Origin of the sequence: Minwuia sp. IMCC3009 (assembly GCF_029909415.1) — a bacterium.
GTDB lineage: Bacteria > Pseudomonadota > Alphaproteobacteria > Minwuiales > Minwuiaceae > Minwuia.
In genome coordinates this window covers 1373451-1394956 of record NZ_CP123781.1, presented here as the reverse complement: position 1 = coordinate 1394956, position 21506 = coordinate 1373451, and the positions used below count along the sequence as shown (strand labels likewise).

16 protein-coding genes are annotated in these 21506 nt (G+C 63.9%); 4 read left to right on the top strand and 12 right to left on the bottom strand.

The features are described from left to right. Nucleotides 1-60: 60 nt before the first annotated feature. From QGV55_RS06630 to QGV55_RS06615, 4 genes are all read right to left on the bottom strand, one after another. A complete protein-coding gene (locus tag QGV55_RS06630; RefSeq protein ID WP_281017637.1) occupies nt 61-2682 on the bottom strand; it encodes a response regulator in 2622 nt (873 codons plus the stop codon). Between the two features lie 103 nt (nt 2683-2785). Continuing rightward, nucleotides 2786-3544: an SDR family oxidoreductase gene (locus QGV55_RS06625; protein ID WP_281017638.1), complete on the bottom strand. Its 759-nt coding sequence runs from the start codon at nt 3542-3544 to the stop codon at nt 2786-2788. A gap of 14 nt (nt 3545-3558) precedes the next feature. Further along, the gene (locus tag QGV55_RS06620) at nt 3559-4713 is read right to left on the bottom strand and encodes a CaiB/BaiF CoA-transferase family protein (protein ID WP_281017639.1); all 1155 of its coding nucleotides are present in this window, start codon (nt 4711-4713) and stop codon (nt 3559-3561) included. A 61-nt stretch (nt 4714-4774) separates the two neighbouring features. Further along, nucleotides 4775-5284 carry an anthrone oxygenase family protein gene (locus QGV55_RS06615; protein ID WP_281017640.1) on the bottom strand — a complete coding sequence of 170 codons (510 nt, stop codon included), beginning with the start codon at nt 5282-5284 and terminating at the stop codon, nt 4775-4777. Nucleotides 5285-5541: 257 nt separating this feature from the next. Here QGV55_RS06615 and QGV55_RS06610 point away from each other — a divergent pair, with 257 nt between their 5' ends. After that, nucleotides 5542-6189 (top strand): TetR/AcrR family transcriptional regulator, encoded by a 648-nt coding sequence (locus tag QGV55_RS06610; protein ID WP_281017641.1) that lies wholly within the window; start codon nt 5542-5544, stop codon nt 6187-6189. On the opposite strand, the gene QGV55_RS06605 is transcribed toward QGV55_RS06610, so the two are convergent. The 5 genes from QGV55_RS06605 to QGV55_RS06585 form a co-directional block, all read right to left on the bottom strand. Next, nucleotides 6147-8453, bottom strand: a complete 2307-nt coding sequence (locus tag QGV55_RS06605; protein ID WP_281017642.1) for an NADP-dependent malic enzyme — start codon at nt 8451-8453, stop codon at nt 6147-6149. The genes QGV55_RS06610 and QGV55_RS06605 overlap by 43 nt on opposite strands. Nucleotides 8454-8700: 247 nt before the next feature. Beyond that, nucleotides 8701-9618, bottom strand: coding sequence for a crotonase/enoyl-CoA hydratase family protein (locus QGV55_RS06600; RefSeq protein ID WP_281017643.1), 918 nt, complete (start codon nt 9616-9618; stop codon nt 8701-8703). Nucleotides 9619-9636: 18 nt separating this feature from the next. Continuing rightward, on the bottom strand, nt 9637-10260 hold the full coding sequence (locus QGV55_RS06595; RefSeq protein ID WP_281017644.1) for a pyridoxamine 5'-phosphate oxidase family protein: 624 nt from the start codon (nt 10258-10260) through the stop codon (nt 9637-9639). Next, entirely contained in the window at nt 10257-11489 is a 1233-nt protein-coding gene (locus QGV55_RS06590) for an LLM class flavin-dependent oxidoreductase (protein WP_281017645.1), read from the bottom strand. The genes QGV55_RS06595 and QGV55_RS06590 overlap by 4 nt, the downstream gene beginning before the upstream one ends. Nucleotides 11490-11644: 155 nt before the next feature. After that, nucleotides 11645-11872, bottom strand: a complete 228-nt coding sequence (locus QGV55_RS06585; RefSeq protein ID WP_281017646.1) for a DUF1127 domain-containing protein — start codon at nt 11870-11872, stop codon at nt 11645-11647. 168 nt (nt 11873-12040) lie between these two features. Between QGV55_RS06585 and QGV55_RS06580 the strand changes: the two genes are divergently transcribed. Then, entirely contained in the window at nt 12041-12991 is a 951-nt protein-coding gene (locus QGV55_RS06580; RefSeq protein ID WP_281017647.1) for a transcriptional regulator GcvA, read from the top strand. Here QGV55_RS06580 and QGV55_RS06575 read toward each other — a convergent pair. Both QGV55_RS06575 and QGV55_RS06570 read right to left on the bottom strand, forming a co-directional pair. Further along, complete coding sequence (locus QGV55_RS06575) at nt 12972-14957, bottom strand: acetyl/propionyl/methylcrotonyl-CoA carboxylase subunit alpha (protein WP_281017648.1); 1986 nt, start codon at nt 14955-14957, stop codon at nt 12972-12974. The two genes, QGV55_RS06580 and QGV55_RS06575, sit on opposite strands and share 20 nt — an antisense overlap. A 112-nt stretch (nt 14958-15069) precedes the next feature. After that, a complete protein-coding gene (locus QGV55_RS06570) occupies nt 15070-17412 on the bottom strand; it encodes an adenosylcobalamin-dependent ribonucleoside-diphosphate reductase (protein ID WP_281017649.1) in 2343 nt (780 codons plus the stop codon). 263 nt (nt 17413-17675) lie between these two features. On the opposite strand from QGV55_RS06570, the gene QGV55_RS06565 reads away from it, so the two are divergent. Further along, nucleotides 17676-18962, top strand: a complete 1287-nt coding sequence (locus tag QGV55_RS06565; RefSeq protein ID WP_281017650.1) for an O-acetylhomoserine aminocarboxypropyltransferase — start codon at nt 17676-17678, stop codon at nt 18960-18962. A 286-nt stretch (nt 18963-19248) separates the two neighbouring features. Here QGV55_RS06565 and QGV55_RS06560 read toward each other — a convergent pair. Beyond that, nucleotides 19249-20387 (bottom strand): IS3 family transposase gene (locus QGV55_RS06560; RefSeq protein ID WP_281015974.1). Its coding sequence is split into 2 segments (ribosomal slippage): nt 19249-20123 and nt 20123-20387, totalling 1140 coding nucleotides; the frame shifts between segments, so codons are not numbered across the junction. Here QGV55_RS06560 and QGV55_RS06555 point away from each other — a divergent pair. Next, complete coding sequence (locus QGV55_RS06555) at nt 20274-21461, top strand: ParA family protein (RefSeq protein WP_281017651.1); 1188 nt, start codon at nt 20274-20276, stop codon at nt 21459-21461. The genes QGV55_RS06560 and QGV55_RS06555 overlap by 114 nt on opposite strands. The last annotated feature ends 45 nt before the right edge of the window (nt 21462-21506 follow it).

The following is a 21506-nucleotide window of genomic DNA, read 5'->3' as shown; positions in this document are numbered from 1 at the left end:
TTCAATCATTGCAGGTGCTGGACAGGCAATCCGACCAGCGAAAGTCGGGCGAAGGCGGCTTCAGGTCTGGTGTTCCGCATTCAGCTCCGCATCCAGTGCGTCACGCGTTGCCCGCATGACCTGCTGAAGGTACGCCAAGGACTGCGCGGTGTCAGGTACTCCCTGCCCCTTCTCCAGCGACCCGGCTGCTTCCGCCAGGTCGTCGAAACCAAGGTTGAGCGCGGCCCCCTTGATCGCATGCGCCAACTGCCCTTGCGCGGCAGCATCCAGATCGGGCAGTTCGCTCGCCCAGCCTTCCAGATCCTGCACGAAGTGCTGCATCAGCGCCCGCGAAGTCTCCGGGTCGAGCCGGCGGTTCAGCCGATCCCGTATCGGTTGGGCCGGTGCAGCATCTTCGGACCTGTCCCCACCGGCGGCCTCCGCCGCACACCTGCGCAGGATCTGCAGCAGTTCCTCCGCATCCAGCGGCTTTGCGAGATAGCCGTTCATTCCGGCCTGGACACAGCGATCCAGATACTCGTCGCCTGGATGTGCCGTCATGGCAATAATCGGGATACGGCCGACGGCACCGGGCAGCTTTCGCACGGCGCGGGTGGCGTCGAGGCCATCCATGTCGGGCATTTCCACATCCATCAGCACCAGGTCGTAGGGCAGCGACCGTAGGGCCTGAAGTGCCTCCCGTCCCCCACCTGCGGCAACCGCATCATGTCCGGCACTCTCGACGATCGACGACGCGAGCTTCTGGTTCACCGCCACATCATCGACAATCAGCACCCGCAGCCGATGCCCGCTTTCCGACGGAGGTGTCTCGGTCACGCCCGGCTGATCACCGCTTTCCAGCGGCGCCCCCGCCAGCGCCCGATGGTAGATGCCGCGCCGCAACGGTTGCAGGATCCTGGCGTCGAACAGGGCATCCTCATCCTCGGCCTGTGCCTCGACAACACCCACAGGAACGGTGAGGATCAGACGTGTAGCGGCAATTGTCTCATCGCCACGGACCTGGCGTGCAAAGGATCCCGCGCCGCCCCGGATCCGCCAGTCGACGACGCAGGCATCCACTCTCTCCGACTCGCGCAGGATGTTGAGTGCATCGGCAGGCGATGCCGTTTCCCGGACGCGTGCCTGCCAGTCACGGGCGTAGCGGACTGCAACCTCCCGCGTCTTCCCCTCCGAAGCCACGACGAGAACCGACGTCCGTTCCAGACCGCTGAACGGTCGCACGGTCCGGCCATTGCGGACCGGAAGGTCCACCGTGAAGACCGATCCCTGCCCCTCGATGCTGACAAGGCGGATGTCGCCGCCCATGGCATTCACGAGCCGGCGCGAGATGGCGAGCCCTAGGCCGGTGCCACCGAACCGCCGCGAAATGCCGCCCCCCTGGCTGAACGGACGGAACAGCCGTGGCTGCACGTCCGCCGGGATGCCGATACCGGTATCCGACACCTCGAACCGCAATACCGCGCTCTGGCCCGGCGCCGGGGCAACCGCCAGGGTGACATGTCCGGTTTCGGTGAACTTGATCGCATTGCTGACCAGATTGAGCAGGATCTGGCGCAAGCGCCCCGCATCGGCAGTCATGATCTCGGGGCTGTCCGGCCCGATGTAGCTCACGACCTCCAGCCCCTTTGCCTGCGCCCGTGCTGCCATCAGCCCGACGACACTCTCGACCGTGCGCGCCACCTCGAACGGGGCGTCGTCCAGTTCGACCCGTCCCGCCTCCAGCTTGGTCAGGTCAAGGATGTCGTTGATCAGGTTCAACAGTGCGTCCGCCGACTCCCGCACGATCTCCGCATAGGATCGCTGCTGCGTGGTCAGGCGGGTGCCCTGCAGCAGGTTGGTCATGCCGATGATCCCGTTCATCGGCGTGCGCAGTTCATGGCTGATCGTCGCCAGAAACTCGGACTTCGCGCGATCCCCTGCCTCCGCCTGCAGGCGAGCGGCCTCCGCACTGCGGTGGGCCGTCTCCAGCCGCTCGATCAGGTCCGTATTCTCGAACCGCAGGGCGATGGACTCTCGATAGCGCCGGTTCAGGCCACGCAGCCAGCCGAACAGCATGATCAGGGTAATGATCCCCACCCCGGCAGTCGCCAGTGCCAACCGGCTGCCGTCCAGCAGCAGCATGATCACAATGGGCAGGCTGGTCGGCACGGCGAAGGCAATGAAGGCCGGCGGATAGAGCGCCCGATGCACCACCGCCGCCACCAGCGAGCCAAAGACCAGCAGTGCCAGAAAGGCCTGGTACGGATAGGACGTCGCATCGAAATAGCTGGCCAGGCATGGCCCCCAGACCAGGCCGATGGCAGCGGACAGGGCCGTATAGCGCAGGCCCCAGGCCTCCGCCGTGCCGGTCTTCGCCGGTTCCGCCTCGAACGCACGACGCAGCCGCCCCGCGGCAAACATCATGGCAAGTACGCCGACCGCCAGGATCGCGGCAGGCCAGATCGCCGCGCGCTCCAGAAATACCGTGACCAGAATGCCGACGACCATGAAGGGAATGATCCGCAGACCTCCGGATTCCCGGATCAGTTCGGCAATCATTTCCGCGCGAATGCGCTGGTCGCGGTCGAGAGAGGGCGAATCGCTGGTCCCGTCGAATTCCCTGCGGACCCCGGCGCCGGATGGTTCCCCGTCCCGGGCGTCGGCCCCTGACGGTCTGTCTGACAACGCGTCGGCGCTGCTCATCGGCGCAGGCCCTCTCCACGGGACGTCACAACGACAGTCCCCATCCCCTCAAGGTCTCACGTCGGATACGGGCAATGCAACGGCGAAGGCCGTGACCGGGACGTCACCAGGCGGTGTAACCGCCATCGACGACGATCTCGGTTCCCGTGACGAATTTCGTCTCGTCGGAGGCGAGATAGACCACGGCGTTCGCGATATCCTCCGGCTCACCCAGATGACCGACCGGATGGCGCGCCCGGATCATCGCGACAACCTTCTCGGGCTCCGCCTGATTGGCAACATTGTCCATGACCATCGGTGTGCCGATGTAGCCCGGATGGATCGAGTTGACGCGAATGCCCAGGCCGGTCTGCGCCGCCTCCACCGCTGCCGACTTGCTGAACAGCCGCACCCCGCCTTTCGACGCGCTGTAGGCGGATGTTCCCGTATTGCCGACGATACCCAGCACCGAGGAGATATTGATGATGGAGCCCCCCGGAGCCATGCGGCGAAAGCCGGTCCGGGTGCCAAGAAAGACGGCATCCAGATTGACCGACTGGATCCTGCGCCAGAACGCGAGATCCGTGTCTGCCAGCGCACGGCTGGCCCCGACACCGGCATTGTTCACCAGTACCTGAAAGCCGCCAAAGCGGGTCTCCGCCTCGTCGGCGATGGCGTCCCAGCGTGCCTCGTCAGTGACATCCTGGGCCATGGCGGTCGCCTGACCGCCCAGCCCCTCGATCTCCGTCACCACCGCTGCGGGTGCTTCGAGGTCGGTGGCGAGGACCGTTGCCCCCTCCGCGGCGCAGGCGAGCGCTGACGCCCGCCCGAGCCCGGAGGCTGCACCGGTGATCCACACCACCTTGCCGTCAAGGCGTCCCACGGGACCGTCTGCCCTCAGGAGACCGCGCCGGAGGCACGCAGACGCGCAACCTCGTCGGCGTCGAAGCCCCAGTCGGACAGCGCCTCGTCGGTGTCATGTCCCGGATCGGGTGCCACCGTGGGCTTGCCGGCCGGAGTGCCGGAGAAACGCGGCGCGACGTTGGGCTGGGTCACACCGTCGACTTCGATGAAGGTCTCGCGCGCGACATTGTGGGGATGGGCCGGAGCCTCATCCATGTCCAGCACCGGCGCGAAGCAGACGTCGGAGCCTTCCATCACGTCACACCACTCATCGCGGGTCTTCGTGGCGATGACCGCAGCGATCTCGGCGCGATATTCGTCCCATTTGGCAGGATTCATCTGCTCCGGCATCGCATCGGGCGCCATGCCAAGCTTCTCCTTCAGTTCCGCGTAGAACTTGCCCTCGATGGAGCCGATGGAGACATGCTTGCCGTCACTGGTCTCGTAGACGTCATAGAAGTGCGAGCCGGTGTCGAGAATGTTGGTTCCCCGCTCCTGCTTCCAGCGACCGGCGGCCTTCATGCCGTAGATCGCCGTCATCAGGTTGGACGCACCATCAATCATTGCCGCATCGACGACCTGACCCTTGCCGGACCGCTGCGCCTCGATGTAGGCGGCGAGGCAGCCGAACGCGAGGTAGAGCGCACCGCCGCCGAAGTCGCCAACCAGGTTCAGGGGCGGCACCGGCCCGCTGTCCTTCGTGCCGATGGCATGCAGCGCACCGGTCAGGGCGATGTAGTTCATGTCATGGCCGGCCGCATGCGCGATCGGGCCGGTCTGGCCCCAGCCGGTAACACGACCATAGACCAGTGCCGGATTGCGCTTGAAACATTCATCCGGGCCAAGACCCAGCCGCTCCGTGACGCCGGGGCGCATACCCTCGATCAGGATATCGGCCTTCTCGACGAGTTTCAGGACCGTCTCGACACCTTCCGCAACCTTCAGGTTGGCGGCCACCGAACGCTTGGAACGATTGAGCAGATCCCATTTGTTGCTGCCCCGGTCGATGCCGAGATCAGCAGCCGTCTGACGGTCGATGCGGACCACATCGGCCCCGAGATCGCCCAGCAGCATCGCCCCCATCGGACCCGGGCCAATACCCGCCAGCTCGACGACCTTCACTCCACTCAATGGTCCCTGACCACGCATCGCAACTTTCCTCCCCGGAAATATGTGTGTGGCGCCATTGTGCGAGACCCGCAACGACTTGTCATCCCGGACGATGCGCAACCCCAACCCGCTCGACAGACAGACGACACAGGGCAAGCAACGCCAGCAGCAGCGCAAACAGGGATGCCGCAGTACGGAGATGATTCGCCCCGGTCCAGGTGGCCGACCACTCCAGCCAGTTGGCCATGCCCGAAAGCGATCCCTCCGCCAGCGCCCGGTTCATCGGCACATTCAGGGAGGCGGTGAGCGCCACCACACCCGCCGCATAGAAAGCGAAGGACACAAGCAGGAGCACACCGGGCCACCGGCGTCCGGTGAACAGGCAGGCCCCTGCCAGCAGGAACCCCAGAACCGGTGTCAGCGCGAAGGTGGCGAAGAAGACCGGATTGCGTACCGCGACATTGATCCCGCGCATGGCGTCCATCGCCGCGTCGCCTGTCAGCAGATCCAGCCCCGGCATGACCGTGAAGGAGAAGGCATAGAAGAAGCCCGCCATCAGCCCCAGAAGCAGGCTGAGAAGAATGACCCCGAACCTCAAACCGGTGCTCATCACGACTTGCCTCCCCCGATTGTATGGCAGGCAACAAGCCGCGCACGCTGCGGTGACTGGTCCTGCGTGCGTTCGGGCGGTGTGACAACCGATTGGCCGCGCATTCGAATTCTCCATATCCGTATCAATGTGTACGCCTTTGACAGAACCGTACATATCTATACGATCCGGTCAATCTGAATCTGTGGGAGAGGTCGAACATCAATGCTCCGACCGGTGAACGGATCAGCGATCAGGGAAACAGGGAGGCCGCAGGCATGAGAGCGGAACGGCAGCAGGCACGTCACAGGCAGATTGCCGACGCGGCCTACGCGTTGCTGCAGTCAGAGGGATATCGCGCCACGTCCATGCTCGCCATCGCGCGGCAGGCCGGTGCCTCCAACGAGACGCTCTATCGCTGGTATGGCAACAAGCAGGGACTCTTCCGGACGCTGGTCGAAGACAATGCCGCTGAGGTGCGTGACCTCCTGCAGGCGCGACTGGCGGAGGATGCCCCGCCGCTGGCGGCCCTGTCGGAGATGGCGCCGCTGCTGCTGCAACTGGTGACGGGACCGAAAGCCGTGGCACTCAATCGGGCGGCGGCGGCGGATGTGAATGATACCGCGACACTGGGGCAGACGATCGCGGCGTCAGGACGCGAAACCGTGGTGCCGCTGATCGGTGCACAGATTGCCAGACTGCAACAGTCGGGGGACCTGGTCGGTGCACCCGTGGCCGAGATGGCTGAGACTTTTGTCGGGTTGCTGATCGGGGACTTGCAGATCAGGCGGGTGATCGGTGTGATCGACCCGCCCGACGATGCCGAATGCGAACGGCGCGCCGGGCGGGCAATCTCACAACTTCTCAGGCTCTATGGCCCGGATCACTCAGCGGCGACGGGCGCCGCCGCGATAGCGCCGGACTGATGGTCCTGCGCGCCAACCACCGCCGCAGCGGTCATGTTGACGATGCCGCGCGTGGTGATGGCCGGGGTCACCACATGCGCTGACTTCTGCATGCCGATCAGGATCGGGCCAACGGACATCCCCTCGGTCGTCTCCTTGACCAGGTTGAAGGCAATGTTGGCTGCATCCATGTTCGGCGCGATCAGCACACTGGCGTTCCGGGTCAGGGTCGAGTTCGGGTTGATGCGCTTGCGCACCGACTCGTTCAGGGCCGTGTCGCCCTTCATCTCGCCATCGATCTCCAGATCAGGGGCCATCTTGCGCACCAGTTCCAGTGCCTTGCGCATCTTCCTTGACGACGGATCGTCATTGTCGCCGAAGTTGGAGTGCGCCAGCAGCGCCACATGCGGCTCGATCCCGAAACGATCCACGACTTCAGCAACCATGATCGCCATTTCGGCAATCTGCTCCGCAGTCGGGTCGTCGGTCACATGGGTGTCCGCAATCGCCATCGTGCCCCGATCCATGACGACGAGTTCGATTGCCGACGGCTCGGAAACGCCCGGACGCAGACCCACGATGTCCTGCACGAACTTGATGTGGCGGTCATAGCGCCCCACCAGACCACACAGCATGCCATCCACATCGCCACGGTCGAGCAGCAGGGAGGCAATGACGGTGGTGTTCGTCCGGATCAGGTAACGGGCCTCGTCCGGCGTCACGCCCTTGCGGCCCATGCGTTCCATCAGTGCGGTGGTCAGCGTCGCGATACCGGCGTCATCGCCCGGATCGAAGACATCCAGATCGGTACCGACCTTCATGCGCAGGCCGAAACGCCCGATCCGGCGTTCGATCACTTCCTTGCGTCCGATCAGCAGCGGACGGGCAAGACCATCGTCGATGATGACCTGGGCAGCGCGCAGCACGCGTTCCTGCTCACCATCGGCATAGGCGATCTTCTTCGGATCCGCCTTGGCGCGGTCGAAGACGGGCTTCATTGCGAAGCCGGTCTTGTAGACATGCTCGTTCAGCTTGGCGCGATAGGCGTCCATGTCCTCGATCGGACGCACGGCAACACCGGAATCCATGGCGGCCTGGGCCACGGCGGAGGAAACCTCCACCATCAGGCGCGGGTCGAACGGCTTCGGGATGATGTAGTCCGGGCCGAACTCCAGGCTGTCGACGCCATAGGCCTTGGCCACCACGTCGGAGACTTCCTGCTTCGCCAGATCGGCAATGGCCTTGGTGGCCGCGACCTTCATTTCCTCGTTGATGGTCGTGGCACCGCAGTCGAGCGCGCCCCGGAACAGGAACGGGAAGCAGAGCACGTTGTTGACCTGGTTCGGATAGTCCGAACGGCCGGTGGCGATGATCGCGTCGGGGCTGGCGGCACGCGCCTCCTCCGGCAGGATCTCCGGGTTCGGGTTGGCCAGCGCCATGATGATCGGCGTCTTGGCCATGGTCTTCACCATGTCGCCGGTCAGGGTGCCGGGGCCGGACACGCCGACGAACACGTCGGCGCCCTTCACCGCCTCACCGATGGAGCGGGCTTCGGTCTCGACGGCCCAGTACTCCTTGTACTTGTCCATCTTTTCCTTGCGGCCCTTGTAGATCGGTCCGGAACGGTCGCAGACGGTGATGTTTTCCTTGGCGACGCCCAGGGACACGATCAGTGCCATGCACGCCTGCGCCGCCGCACCCGCGCCGGAACAGACGACCTTGATCTTGTCCAGGTCCTTGCCGACGACGCGGCAGGCGTTGTAGATCGCGGCGCCGACGCAGATGGCGGTACCGTGCTGGTCATCATGGAAGACGGGGATGTTCATCCGCTCCCGACACAGCCGCTCGATCTCGAAACAGGCCGGTGCGCCGATGTCTTCCAGATTGATGCCACCGAAGGTCGGCTCCAGGGCCGCCACGACCTCCACGGTCTCCTCGATACCCATCTGGTTGATCTCGATGTCGAAGACGTCGATGCCGGCGAACTTCTTGAACAGGACGGCCTTGCCCTCCATCACCGGCTTGGACGCCAGCGGGCCGATGTTGCCCAGACCCAGCACCGCGGTCCCGTTCGACACGACGGCGACCAGATTGCCGCGCGCGGTCATGTTGGCGGCCTCGAGCGGGTCCTCGTGAATCAGGGAGCAGGCCGCGGCCACACCCGGGCTGTACGCCAGCGAGAGGTCGCGCTGGTTGGCCAGTTTCGTGGTCGGCATGATCGCCAGCTTGCCCGGCGTCGGATAGCGGTGATAGTCCAGCGCCATCTTGTTGAGTTCGTCGCTCATCGGTATCCCCTCGATACGTGAAAGTCCCCTTCGGTCACTATCCGCCATGTCGGGGGAAAAATAAACGACCAAGGCCACGGGACGCGACGTAACCCGTGCCGGATGCGAAGTGGATCACATCACGGGTTGCAGGACCGGCCTGACGCTATCGATCAATGCCCGGCCAGCGCCGGACGCAGACCCGGCAGCGCAGGGATCCCGGCAATCGGGCTCAGCCTCATGTCACCCGACATGCCACATGACCCGGTCATTCAGGAATGAGATGGCCTTTCTCGTCGCGGATTTCCGGCCCGCGCACCCGCGCGCGACCGTCGCCGAAGTTCTGGTCCCGTGTCTGCAGCGCAGCCTTCAGCCCTTCCGACCTGGCCACCTGCCGGAATTTCTGCGTTCCGGGGGCCAGATGCGCCCGTGCGTCATTCTCGGCGGAAAGCCGCTGCAGGGTCCGCCCCCCCATCAGCTCGATACCCAGATTGACGATGCGCTTGTTCGCCGCCAGCAGATCAGGGTCGATACCGGCCATGCGACTGGCCAGTCCCTCGACCTCCGCTTCCAGCAGGTCGCCCGGTACCGACTTCAGCACCAGTCCGATCAGCGCCGCTTCCTCCCCCGTCACCGTGTCACCGGTGAGAAGCAGGCGTTTCGCCCACTGCGGTCCGCAGTTGTAGAGCCACATCTGGTTCGGCAGGGAGCCCAGGTCCCGCGCGGGCGGAAAGCCGATCACCGCATCATCCGCCGCGATCACCATGTCGCACAGCAGTGCCACATCCGTTCCACCTGCCAGACAGTGGCCGTGCACCTGCGCAATCACCGGCTTGTGCATGTCGAACAGCGCCATGCGCAGACGCTGGCCATACTCCAGCCGCCAGATGTCATCGTCGATCGTCGGGTCGGCATAGATCCCGCCATCGCGATAGTTCCGGTTTCCACTGCCGCTGGTCTGGGTGCTGTTGAGACCCGGCGTCAGATCATATCCGGCGGAGAAGCAGGGTCCCGCACCGCGCAGGATGACACTGTGGACAGCCTTGTCATTGTCGGCTTCCCAGAGTGCCTCGTTCAGTTCCCGCAGCAGATCGACCGAGAGGGCATTGCGCTTCTCCGGCCTGTTCAGCGTGATCCGCGCGCGACCGTCGGCCACCTCGTACAGGATATGCTCCGGCAGTTTCATCTCGATCCCTCCCCAGGGTCAGTAGATCGTCCTGGCCATATGCTCCGGATAGTCGTTGTCATAGCTCTCGGCGTCGAAGTCACCGCTGACGGTGGCCTTCAGCATTGCGCCCGCCGTGGGCACTTCGTCACGCGCGGCGAATGCTGCCGGATCCCAGAGACGTGACCGGTGCAGGGCCTTCTGGCACTGATAGTAGATGCGGTCGACCGTCACCGAGATCACGCTGCGCGGCGCATTGCCCTCAATAGCGAAGGACTGGCAAAGGTCATGGTCGGTCAGCAGGACCGCATTGCCGTTGATCCGCAGGGTCTCCCCGATACCCGGGATCATGAACAGGAGCGAGATCTGCGGATCGCGCACGATGTTACGCAGACTGTCGATCCGGTTGTTGCCGCGCCGGTCCGGCAGCAGCACCCGCCGCTTGTCGACGACGCGGACGAAGCCCGGTGGATCGCCGCGTGGCGAGCAGTCCAGCCCTTCCGGTCCCGATGTCGCCAGCACGACGAACGGCGACCGCTCGATGAACTGGCGATAGAGATCGGAAATATGCCCCAGTTCCTTGTCCAGGGAACGCTGCATGGGCGCACCGTAATGCGCCTCCAGCGCCTCAATGCTGTCGAGACGGTCGTACTTCTCGCTCATCCGGCTTCCTTGTTCAGGTCGGGGCCTGCATGCGGGCCAATCACGGGCGCATTGACACCGCCTTCCTTCAGCGCCGCCGCCGCGCGCGGATTGTCCATGATCTTGCTCAGGATGGCCTTCTGCGCCTGCTCGAAGGTTTCCCGGTTCTCGACCACGAACTGGCGGGAGTCGCGATAGGCATCCAGCAGTCCGTTGACCTCCGGAATGACGTAGCGCGCGACCAGATCCCAGCTCTTCGACGTGTTCGCCCGGCTGGCCCAGTCGTGGACGAAGCCGATCACTGCGCCGATGCCACCGGTCAGTTGCACCAGGTCACGGATACGCTTCACCAGATCGTCGGGCGTGCCGATGACAGCCGTCGCACCATCGGCCAGTGCCGTGGTTTCAACCGCCTCATGGGCGGTCTTGAATGCCTCCACACCGGGGCGCATCAGCGTGCCGACGTTATATTCATTGTGCCAGCGCAGCAGGCCATCCTTGGCCTCGGCAATCGCCTGTTCCCGTGTTTCGGCGATGTGCCACATCATGACGATGCGCCAGTCCCTGCGGTTGACCGTATTGCCGTGCTTTGCCGCCGATTCCTCGGCGAAGCTCCATTGCGTCGCCAGCGACTGCAGTCCGGCGGACGACATGGAACCGATCGACAGCACGCCGGTGCCGTGCTTGCCCGCCAGTGTCATGCCGGACGGGCTGATCATCGACGCCACCGCGAACGGCAGATCTTCCTGCAGCGGCATCAGTTGCAGCTTCGCGTCGCGCATCTCGAACCAGTCGGACTTGTAGTCGAACCGTTCCTCCCCCCGCAGCAGGCGGCGGATGACACCGATCGCCTCGTCTTGACGGTCACGCTGGGTCATGGGATCGATGCCCAGCGTGTGCGCATCCGAAGGCAGGGCACCGGGACCGGACCCGAAGATCGCCCGCCCGCCGGTCATGTGGTCAAGCTGCACCATCCGCTGTGCCACGATGAAGGGATGGTGATACGGCAGGGAAACGACACCCGTGCCGAGGCGGATGCGATGCGAACGCTCACCGGCGGCTGCCAGGAACATCTCCGGCGATGCAATGATCTCCCAGCCTGTGGAATGGTGCTCACCACACCAGAATTCGTCATAGCCAAGCCGGTCAAGCTGGCTGACCAGGTCCAGATCGGACCGGAACTGGAGCATCGGATGCTCGCCGATCGGATGATGTGGCGCCAGAAATGCCCCGAAACGCAAACGATCCATGTCTTTCTCTCCCCCCGTTCAGTCCATCAGGCCGTGTCCGCAACATTAGTACAGGGCCATGGGGTTTTGGGAGGATAAGTTGACCCCGCACGAAGAAACCCCCGCGGCCGGATCAGGCCACGGGGGTTGGGTCGGTTCAGGCGCGCCCGGCGGGTTCAGCGGGCTCTTGTGATGTCGCTCCGGTGCATGGCGATGGATGTCAGCTCGGACCGACTCAGTCCGATGTCGTGCAGGGTCGCATCGCTCAGGGCTTCCAGTTCCCGCAGCCGCTTCGCGTTCTGCCGTGCGACGGTCAGGTCGGTGAAGCGATCCTGCACCCAGGCAGCCGCACGGGCCAGCAGTCCACTGTCAGAATGCGTCAGGTCATAGGACTGTACGGTCATGGTCTCTCTCCTTGTACTGGCTGGCCTTTTCAGGTCCAGCCGTTGAACTTCGGTGTCTTCGATAGGACAGAGATGGGGCGAAGTGTGCACTGCAACAAACGACGAATTCTTGGCTTTCGGGAAAGGAAATCTATATCAGGCAGAAGCTGAAACATCGGGAACCCGCACATGCGACGCAGACTGCCCCCGCTGAACGCCCTCCGCGCCTTCGAGGCTGCGGCCCGGCACGAGAGTTTCAAGGCGGCTGCGGACGAGCTGTCCGTCACGCCTGCGGCGGTCGGGCACCAGATCCGCACACTGGAGGACTTTCTGGGGGTGGAACTGTTTCACCGCCTGAACCGGGCCGTTGAACCGACCGATGCGGCGCGGCGTCTGCAGCCCGATCTCACCCGCGCGTTCGACCTGATGGTCGATGCCCTGTCGACGCTGGATGAAGACGACGGGGAGAACGTGATCTCGGTCTCGACGGTGCCGTCATTTGCCGTGAAATGGCTCATCCCCAGGCTTGAGCGCTTCAACCGGGCGCATCCGGAACTGGATGTCCGCATTTCGGCGAGCATGGAGATGACGGATTTCAGCACGGGCGGCTTCGATTGCGCCATCCGCTTCGGATCCGGCAACTACCCGGATCTGAAGGCCTGGAAGATTCTGGATGACACGGTCCTGCCCGCCGCAAGCCCGACCTTGCTGGCGAGCGTCGGCGGCGTCACGAAGCCGTCGGACCTGTCGCGCCTGCCGCTGATCCATGACGACTCGCTGCGCTATGATCCGATGACGCCGGACTGGCGGGCGTGGCTGATGGCGGTCGGCGCCGAGGACAAGGTGGACTGGCGGCGCGGCACCCATTTCTCCTATGCCGACCATGCGGTTCAGGCTGCGATAGATGGCATGGGCGTGGTGCTGACCCGCCGCTCCCTTGCCGCGCATGACCTGGCGACGGGACGGCTGGTGACGCCCTTCCAGGGGGAACAACCGCTGTCCATGTCCTACTGGTTCGTCTGCCCGCCGCGGAACGCGACGCGCCTGCGCATCAGCGCCTTCCGAGACTGGATCCTGTCCGAAGCCTCAAGGACGCCGTTCGACGAAGACGAACCCGCGGCTATTCAAGCTCCAGAATGACATCATCCACGGCCAGGCTGTCGCCCGGCCCGGCATTGATGGACGCCACCACACCGTCGGCTTCGGCGCGCAGCACGTTCTCCATCTTCATGGCCTCGACAACGGCGAGCGCCTGACCGGTCTTCACCTCGTCGCCCACTTCCACGTGGATCTGCATGATCATGCCCGGCATGGGGCAGAGCAGCAGCTTCGAGAGGTCCGGCGCTTCCTTGACCGGCATCAGTTCCGCCAGTTCGGCCGCCGCCGGGGTGCGGACGCAATAATCATCGGTCGCACCGTTGAAGGTCAGGGCAAAACCCTCGACCGTGGAGCGGACCTGGACCTGCATCCGCTGCCCGCCAACGATGCCGTTGAAGACCGGCTTGCCGGGGCGCCAATCGCTCTCGACCACCAGATGCTCGCCCTCGACATGCACGTCCGTGGCGCGGTCGCCCGCAGTGGCACGGACACCGAAGTCCTGTTCGCCCACAGACACACGCCAGTCCTGACCGATGCGCGGACGGAAATGCGGCACCTGGCCGGAAATGCCCGTGGCACGGATCCGGTCACGCAGATGCACGACGACAGCAACCGCCACCAGTCGGCGCCGGGTCACCTCGTCGATCTCCGCGCCCAGGAATCCGTCCGGATATTCCTCGGCAATGAAGTTGGTCGAAAGACGGCCCTCGCGGAACCGCGGGTGATTGCAGACGGCATTGACGAAGTTGATGTTGTGGCTGATGCCCTCCAGCCGGAACCCGTTCAGCGCACCGACCATGTTGTCGATGGCCGTCTTCCGGTCGGGACCATAGCTGCACAGCTTGGCGATCATCGGATCGTAGAACATCGTGATCTCCGACCCCTCGACCACACCGGTATCGACACGCACGGTGGCGCTCTCCGGCGGCGGCGAGAAACGCGAAAGCCGACCGATCGACGGCAGGAAGCCGCGATAGGGGTCTTCGGCATAGATGCGGCTTTCCACCGCCCAGCCGTTCAGCTTGATGTCGTCCTGCGCCAGCGTCAGCTTCTCGCCGTTGGCGATGCGGATCATCCACTCGACCAGATCGATGCCGGTGATCAGTTCCGTCACCGGGTGCTCCACCTGCAGGCGGGTATTCATCTCCAGGAAATAGAAGTTCCGGTCCTTGTCGACGATGAACTCGACGGTCCCGGCGGAGCGATATTCCACGGCATTGGCCAGGGTGCAGGCCTGTTCGCCCATCGCCTTGCGTGTTGCCTCGTCCAGGAACGGGCTCGGCGCTTCCTCGATCACCTTTTGGTGGCGGCGCTGGATGGAGCATTCGCGCTCCCCCAGGTACAGGCAGGTCCCCTGCCCGTCAGCCAGCACCTGAATCTCGATGTGGCGCGGTTCCTCGATGAACTTCTCGATGAAGACCCGGTCGTCGGCAAAGCTCGACGCGGCCTCCGACTTGGCGGACTTGAAGCCATCGCGTGCTTCCTCGTCGTTCCAGGCCACGCGCATGCCCTTGCCGCCGCCGCCCGCCGAAGCCTTGATCATCACCGGATAGCCGATGTCAGCGGCAATCTTCACGGCGTCCTCGACCTCGTCGATGACATCCGTATGGCCGGGAACCGTGTTCACACCGGCGCCCATCGCGAGCTTCTTGGATTCGATCTTGTCGCCCATGGCGGCAATGGCACGGATGCCGGGACCGATGAAGGCGATGCCTTCCTTTTCCAGCCGCTTCGCGAAGCCCTGGTTCTCCGACAGGAAGCCATAGCCCGGATGCACCGCCTCTGCCCCCGTCTGCTTGCAGGCGTCGATGATCCGGTCCGCAAGCAGATAGCTTTCCGACGCAGCGGGCGGGCCGATGAAGATGGCCTCATCCGCCATGCGCATGTGCAATGCGCCATCATCCGCCTCCGAATAGACCGCGACCGTGGCGATCCCCATCTTCCGGGCGCTCTTGATGACGCGGCAGGCGATTTCGCCCCGGTTAGCTATCAGTATCTTCTTGAACATTGCTGGCCCCACCCGATCCGTCCGGCGATTCATCCGCACTAATGGCGTTGTTGTAGCGCCGCCTTGTGCAGGTCACAACGGCCCAGCATTGCCGTTGAACGCAGAGCAGCCATCAACCGCACTTCGAATAGCCGCATGAATAGCAGGTGTCGCACCCCTCCTGCTTCGCCAGACCCGCGTCTCCGCACCGCGGACATTGCCGCAGCACGCCCGCAGGACGGTTGCCGGAGCCTGCGGCGACCTTCTGCGCCTCGATCTCCTGAGTCCGGGCCTTCGGGTCAGCCAGAAAGCCGGTGGCGATCATGTGCTGCTCGATCACTTCCCCGATCGCGGCAAGAATCGAGGGGACATAGCGCCCGCCGACCCATGCCCCGCCACGTGGATCGAACACGGCCTTCAGCTCCTCCACGATGAAGCTGACATCGCCGCCCCGCCGGAACACGGCCGAGATCATGCGGGTCAGGGCCACAGTCCAGGCGAAATGCTCGACGTTCTTGGAATTGATGAAGATCTCGAAGGGTCGGCGGCGCCCGTCCTGGATGACGTCGTTCAGGGTGATGTAGATGGCGTGATCGCTCTCCGGCCATTTCAGCTTGTAGGTCTGGCCGGGCAGGACACCGGGACGGTCCAGCGGCTGCGTCATGTAGACGACGCCGCCGCTCTCGTAGGGGTCCTTCGGCTTCGCGGCCATTGCGGCAGGCGGGGCGGAGAGCGGCAGTTCCGCCTGCACGTCCACCGTGTCGGCTGCCGGCTGAGCCTCCGGTTTCTTCACATGCAGCACCGACCCCGTGATCTCGTTCGGTCTGTAGGTAGTGCACCCCTTGCAGCCGGTTTCATAGGCCATCATGTAGACTTCCCGGAAATCCTCGAAGGAGATGTCTTCCGGGCAGTTGATGGTCTTGGAGATCGAGGCATCGACGTACTTCTGCACCGCCGCCTGCATCCGCACATGGTCGGCGGGTGAAAGGGACTGGGCATCGACGAAATAGTCGGGCAGCGGCTGGTTGCCGTGGCTGTGCTTCCAGCGCCGTACTGCGTGGTCGGAGACTTCCTCCTCCCGCCGCGACCCGTCGGGCATCAGCACCGAACGGGTGTAGGAAAAGCTGAAGACCGGTTCCAGCCCCGACGACACATTGTCCGCGAACAGGGAGATCGTGCCCGTCGGCGCGATGGAGGTCACCAGCGCGTTGCGGATGCCATGTTCGGCAATTCCCGCCCGGACCTCGGGTTCGAGATCCTGGATAGCGGTTCCGGACAGGTAGGCATCGCGGTCGAACAGGGGAAACGGCCCCTTCTCCCGCGCGAGATCGACGGATGCCAGATAGGCCCGGTGGCGGATGGCCGCCATCCACTTCTCCGTCAGGGCCACGGCCTCTGCCGTGCCATAGCGCGCCCGGCACATGATCAGGGCATCCGCAAGACCTGTGACGCCGAGTCCGATGCGGCGCTTCGCCTGCGCCTCCCTGCGCTGTTCCTCCAGCGGGAAGTTCGACACGTCCGTCACATTGTCCATCATCCGCACGGCCAGCGGGATGATCCCGTCAAGCGCGTCCAGGTCCAGCTCGGCCTCCGCCGTGAACGGTTCCCGGACCAGCGCCGCCAGATTGACGGACCCCAGCAGACAGGCGCCATAGGGCGGCAGGGGCTGCTCTCCGCAGGGGTTGGTGGCGGAAATGGTCTCGCAATAGTGCAGGTTGTTCTGCTTGTTGATCCGGTCGATGAAGATCACGCCGGGTTCCGCATAGGCAAAGGTCGCGCGCATGATGCGGTCCCACAGGTCGCGGGCACGGACACTGCCATAGGTCCGCCCCTCGAACGTCAGTTCCCAGCTGCTGTCGGTCTTCACCGCCTCCATGAACGGATCGGTGATCAGGACCGACAGGTTGAACATGCGCAGCCGCCCGGCATCCTCCTTCGCGGCGATGAAGGCCTCGATATCCGGATGGTCGCAGCGCATGGTCGCCATCATCGCGCCGCGCCTGTGCCCGGCACTCATGATGGTGCGGCACATGGCATCCCAGACATCCATGAAGGTCAGCGGTCCCGAAGCATCGGCCCCGACCCCCTTCACGGGTGCCCCCTTGGGCCGCAGCGTGGAGAAGTCATAGCCGATGCCGCCGCCCTGCTGCATCGTCAGGGCCGCTTCCTTCAGATTCTCGAAGATCGCGGCCATGTCGTCGGGAATGGTTCCCATGACGAAGCAGTTGAACAGGGTCACACGCCGGGCCGTCCCTGCCCCGGCGATGATGCGACCGGCGGGCAGGAAGCGGAATCCCTCCAGCGCGCCGTAGAACCGCTCCTCCCAGACCTCCGGCTCCGTCTCCACCGAAGCCAGGGCGCGGGCCACCCTTCGCCAGGTATCCTCCAGCGTCGCATCGACGACGGCGCCATCGGGGCCCTTCAGGCGGTACTTCATGTCCCAGATCTGCTGGGAAATCGGTGAGAGGGCCGTCATGCCGGTCAGCTCCGTTTTCTGCGGAAGGCGTCCTGTTTCATCGGGCGCGCATGATACGTCACCAGAGGTGGGGCGGCAATTGCAATGTTCCCGTTATGTTTACATGAACAATCCACGGCTGGGTCCACCCGTGCGGCCCGGCCACCGGACCCCGGCGCAATTCATCCACAGCCGGTGTATTGTTTCATCCCCTTGGAGAATGCGGCTCAATGCGGCTACCTTCACCGTGACCGGACAGACAGACGAAACGGAAATGACGCCCCATGAGCACGCGTGAAACATATGGATTTGAAACCCAGGCCATCCATGCCGGGGCATCCCCGGATCCGGTGACCGGCGCGCGCATCACGCCGATCTACCAGACATCGTCCTATGTGTTCGAGGACGTGGACCAGGCCGCCAGCCTGTTCAACCTGCAGTCCTTCGGCAACATGTACTCCCGCCTCACCAATCCCACCGTCTCGGTGCTGGAGGAGCGGGTCGCGACGCTGGAAGGGGGCGCCGCCGGGCTGGCCGTTGCCTCGGGTCACGCCGCGCAGATGGTGCTGATGTTCGCCCTGATGGAATCCGGCGACGACTTCGTTGCCTCGACCAAACTCTACGGCGGGTCAATCACCCAGTTCGGCGTCAGTTTCCAGAAGATGGGCTGGTCCTGCAGCTTCTGCGATCCGGACGACCCGGAGAGCTTCCGCGCCGCGATAAACGAACGGACCAAGGCCATCTTCATCGAAAGCCTGTCCAATCCGGGCGGTGTCGTCGCCGACATTGAGGCCTTCGCCAGGATTGCGGAGCAGGCAGGCATCCCCCTGATCGTGGACAATACCTGTGCGACCCCCTGGGGCTGTCGGCCTTTCGAGTGGGGCGCGGATGTCGTCGTGCATTCGGCGACCAAGTTCCTCGGCGGTCATGGCAATTCCCTCGGCGGCGTGATCGTCGAGAGCGGGGAGTTCGACTGGTCGATCGACGGCCGTTTCCCGGCGGTCGCGGCCCCCTGCCCCGCCTATCACGGGCTGAACTTCTACGAGACCTTCGGGCGGTTTGCGCTGACAGCCTACGGGCGCGCGGTGGCCCTGCGCGACCTTGGCCCCTCACTTTCGCCGTTCAACGCCTTCATGATCCTGACCGGCGCGGAAACCCTGCCGCTGCGGATGGAGCGCCATACGGCGAACGCGCTGGCCGTCGCGCGTTTCCTGGACCAGCATCCCGCAGTGACCTGGGTTTCCCATTCCGGGCTGGAGGGCAATCGCTATCACGCGCTGCAGCAGAAGTACCTGCCGAAGGGTGCGGGTGCGGTCTTCACCTTCGGTGTGCGTGGCGGCTTCGATTCCGGTGTGAAGGTGGTGGAGGGTGTGAACATCCTCTCTCACCTCGCCAACATCGGTGATACGCGCAGTCTCATTCTGCACCCCGCATCCACAACGCACCGTCAATTGACGGTCGAGCAGCAGATCGCGGCAGGTGCGGGACCTGATGTGGTAAGACTGTCCATCGGCATCGAGACGGTCGATGACATCATCGCGGACCTTGCGCAGGCGCTCGACAAGATATAATTGCCTGTCATTCAAGGATAATCGGCCAACCGCCCGGGTGGCGTCAGCCTTCTGACGTGTCGGCGTTCGCGCGGTTCCCGTACCTGCTGGCAGGAAGCTTGCTCTCGTCCCGCAGCAGGAATGAATAATCAGGCCGACCGAATTGTTGGCCCGGAAGCAGGCGGGGGAATGCTTCATGGCAATAACTGTTGCGGTGTCGAACCAGAAGGGCGGCGTCGGCAAGACAGAGGTGGTTCGGTTCGTTTGAACAGTTTCGAGCCGTTTCTTAGGTGGATTTTCCGCTTGGTTATGCCGCCACCGGGATTGGTTGCAACTTGATGTGATATGCCTGATCGGGCGTTTGCCCTTCCAGCGATGAATGCGGTCTCCTTGTGTTGTAGAAGGCCAGGTATCGGTCGATGCCCTGTCGGGCGGCTGACACGCTTTCATAGGCGTGCAGATAGACCTCCTCGTATTTGACGCTGCGCCAGAGCCGTTCGACAAACACGTTATCGCGCCAAGCGCCCTTGCCATCCATGCTGATCTGGATGTCGGCGTCCTTCAGCGCCTTGATGAAGTCAATGGACGTGAACTGTGATCCTTGGTCCGAGTTCATGATCTCCGGCTTGCCATATCTGCGCAGGGCATCATTCAAGGCCTCCAGACACGGCGCTGTTTCCAGCGTCACCGACAGCCGCCAGGCCAGAACCTTGCGGCTGAACCAGTCCAGAACGGCGACCAGATAGACGAACCCTCGGGCCATGGGAATGTAGGTAATATCCATGGCCCAGACCTGATTGGGCTGCGTCACGGCCAGCTTGCGCAGCAGGTAGGGATAGATCCTGTGACCGGGCGCAGGCTTGCTGGTGTTCGGTCTGCGATAGAGCGCCTCAATGCCCATCGTTTTCATGCAGGTTGCCACGTGCAGCCGCCCGGCCGTGAAGCCTTCCTGCCGCAGCAACCCTTTCATCATACGGCTGCCCGCGAACGGGTAGTCCATGTGCAACTCGTCAATTCTGCGCATAAGCTTGAGGTCCGCCGCACTGGTCGGGCGCGGCGCGTAATACAGGCTGCCCCGGCTGATCCCGAGAAGCCGGGCTTGCCGTGTCAGGCTCAGCCTGTGGTCCGGGCCCGTCATTTCCTTGCGCTCGGCAACAGACCGGCCTTGTCGAGCGCGCCCTCTAAAAAATCGTTTTCCAGCGCCAGCTGGCCAATCTTCGCGTGCAGGGACTTTACGTCGATCTGCGGCTCTTTCGCGGCCTTTGGCGTGTCATCGAAGACACCCGTTACGCCCTCAAGCAGCTGATCCTTCCACTGCTTGATCTGATTGGGATGCAGGTCGAACTGCGTCGCCAGCTCGCTCATCGTCCTGTCGCCCTTCAGCGCCGCCAATGCGACTTTCGCTTTGAAGGCAGGGCTGTGGTTCCGCCTGGGTCGTCTTGTCATCTTCGCTCCTTCGTCCCGGCAACGCTGCCGGATTGGGAGCAGAAAATCCACCTAACTCAACTGTCCAGATTTGTCGGGCCACCTCTGACAACCACTGCGCTGCATCTGGCGGTCGCGACGGCGCTGGCCGGTCGGCGCGTGCTCCTGATCGATCTCGACTCCCAGGCCAATGCAACAACCGCCCTCGGGATACCCGAAGCAACAGCGGAACTGCCGGGCAGTTATCACGCGCTGGTCAACAGCGACGATGTTTCTCCGCGCTGGGCACAGGCGACGGCGTGTCCAAATCTCTCGGTCCTGGCCTCCTCTCTCGAAATGGCGGGTGTGGAGCTGGAACTTTCCGGGGAGACCGACCGCCTGCACCGGCTGCGTCCGGTCATCGCCGCTCTGGCAGACAGCTTCGACTGGATATTCCTGGACTGTCCCCCGTCACTCGGCATCCTCTCCGTCAATGCTCTCATTGCTGCGGACACGGTCCTTGTACCGGTACCGCCCGAGCAGTACGCCCTGGACGGCATGGCGCGCCTGACGTCAACCATCGAGCGGCTGAACGATGCCGGTCAGACACGCATCGACAGATCGATGATCCTGATCACCATGGCCGAGAACTGGGCGCCTGCAAAAATGAAACGCGCACTGGAGATGCGCCGGACCCACGGCGATGCCGTGCTGGTGGCCGAAATCCCGCATTCGAATGCAATCGACGAAGCCAGCGGCGAGCGGACTGCGGTCTACTTCACCCGTCCTAATGCCGACGCCAGCGAGAACTACCTTCGCGCGACCGCGGAACTGATCATGCGCAACGAACCGGGTCTGGACCCGACTCCGGAGAAGGTTGAAGCCATGGTTGCGGAAATGCGCGCACAGATGAAACCGCTGGAAAGGCAACGGGAGATCGCCCCCCTGCTGACAGAACCGCCCGCGAAGCATCACGGTCGCCGACGCTCCCGCAGCCGCTCCGGCGGCGACGGTCCGAAGATCTACCGGTCACGCCGCAGGCTGAAGCAGGCTATTGGCGCAAGCCTGCTGATCATCCTTTCGCTGTTCATCACCGTCCTGGTGATCGACGCCTAGACCCTTCGCCCCTTACAACGGGTACCGCAGTCCGGTCACGGATCG

What these genes read in the sequence shown, in the direction of transcription:
- QGV55_RS06630 (WP_281017637.1), bottom strand. Translation starts at nt 2,682, where the DNA reads ATGAGCAGCGCCGACGCGTTGTCAGACAGACCGTCAGGGGCCGACGCC.
- QGV55_RS06620 (WP_281017639.1), bottom strand. Translation starts at nt 4,713, where the DNA reads ATGCGTGGTCAGGGACCATTGAGTGGAGTGAAGGTCGTCGAGCTGGCG.
- QGV55_RS06615 (WP_281017640.1), bottom strand. Translation starts at nt 5,284, where the DNA reads ATGAGCACCGGTTTGAGGTTCGGGGTCATTCTTCTCAGCCTGCTTCTG.
- QGV55_RS06610 (WP_281017641.1), top strand. Translation starts at nt 5,542, where the DNA reads ATGAGAGCGGAACGGCAGCAGGCACGTCACAGGCAGATTGCCGACGCG.
- QGV55_RS06605 (WP_281017642.1), bottom strand. Translation starts at nt 8,453, where the DNA reads ATGAGCGACGAACTCAACAAGATGGCGCTGGACTATCACCGCTATCCG.
- QGV55_RS06600 (WP_281017643.1), bottom strand. Translation starts at nt 9,618, where the DNA reads ATGAAACTGCCGGAGCATATCCTGTACGAGGTGGCCGACGGTCGCGCG.
- QGV55_RS06595 (WP_281017644.1), bottom strand. Translation starts at nt 10,260, where the DNA reads ATGAGCGAGAAGTACGACCGTCTCGACAGCATTGAGGCGCTGGAGGCG.
- QGV55_RS06590 (WP_281017645.1), bottom strand. Translation starts at nt 11,489, where the DNA reads ATGGATCGTTTGCGTTTCGGGGCATTTCTGGCGCCACATCATCCGATC.
- QGV55_RS06585 (WP_281017646.1), bottom strand. Translation starts at nt 11,872, where the DNA reads ATGACCGTACAGTCCTATGACCTGACGCATTCTGACAGTGGACTGCTG.
- QGV55_RS06580 (WP_281017647.1), top strand. Translation starts at nt 12,041, where the DNA reads ATGCGACGCAGACTGCCCCCGCTGAACGCCCTCCGCGCCTTCGAGGCT.
- QGV55_RS06575 (WP_281017648.1), bottom strand. Translation starts at nt 14,957, where the DNA reads ATGTTCAAGAAGATACTGATAGCTAACCGGGGCGAAATCGCCTGCCGC.
- QGV55_RS06570 (WP_281017649.1), bottom strand. Translation starts at nt 17,412, where the DNA reads ATGACGGCCCTCTCACCGATTTCCCAGCAGATCTGGGACATGAAGTAC.
- QGV55_RS06565 (WP_281017650.1), top strand. Translation starts at nt 17,676, where the DNA reads ATGAGCACGCGTGAAACATATGGATTTGAAACCCAGGCCATCCATGCC.
- QGV55_RS06555 (WP_281017651.1), top strand. Translation starts at nt 20,274, where the DNA reads ATGCAGGTCGAACTGCGTCGCCAGCTCGCTCATCGTCCTGTCGCCCTT.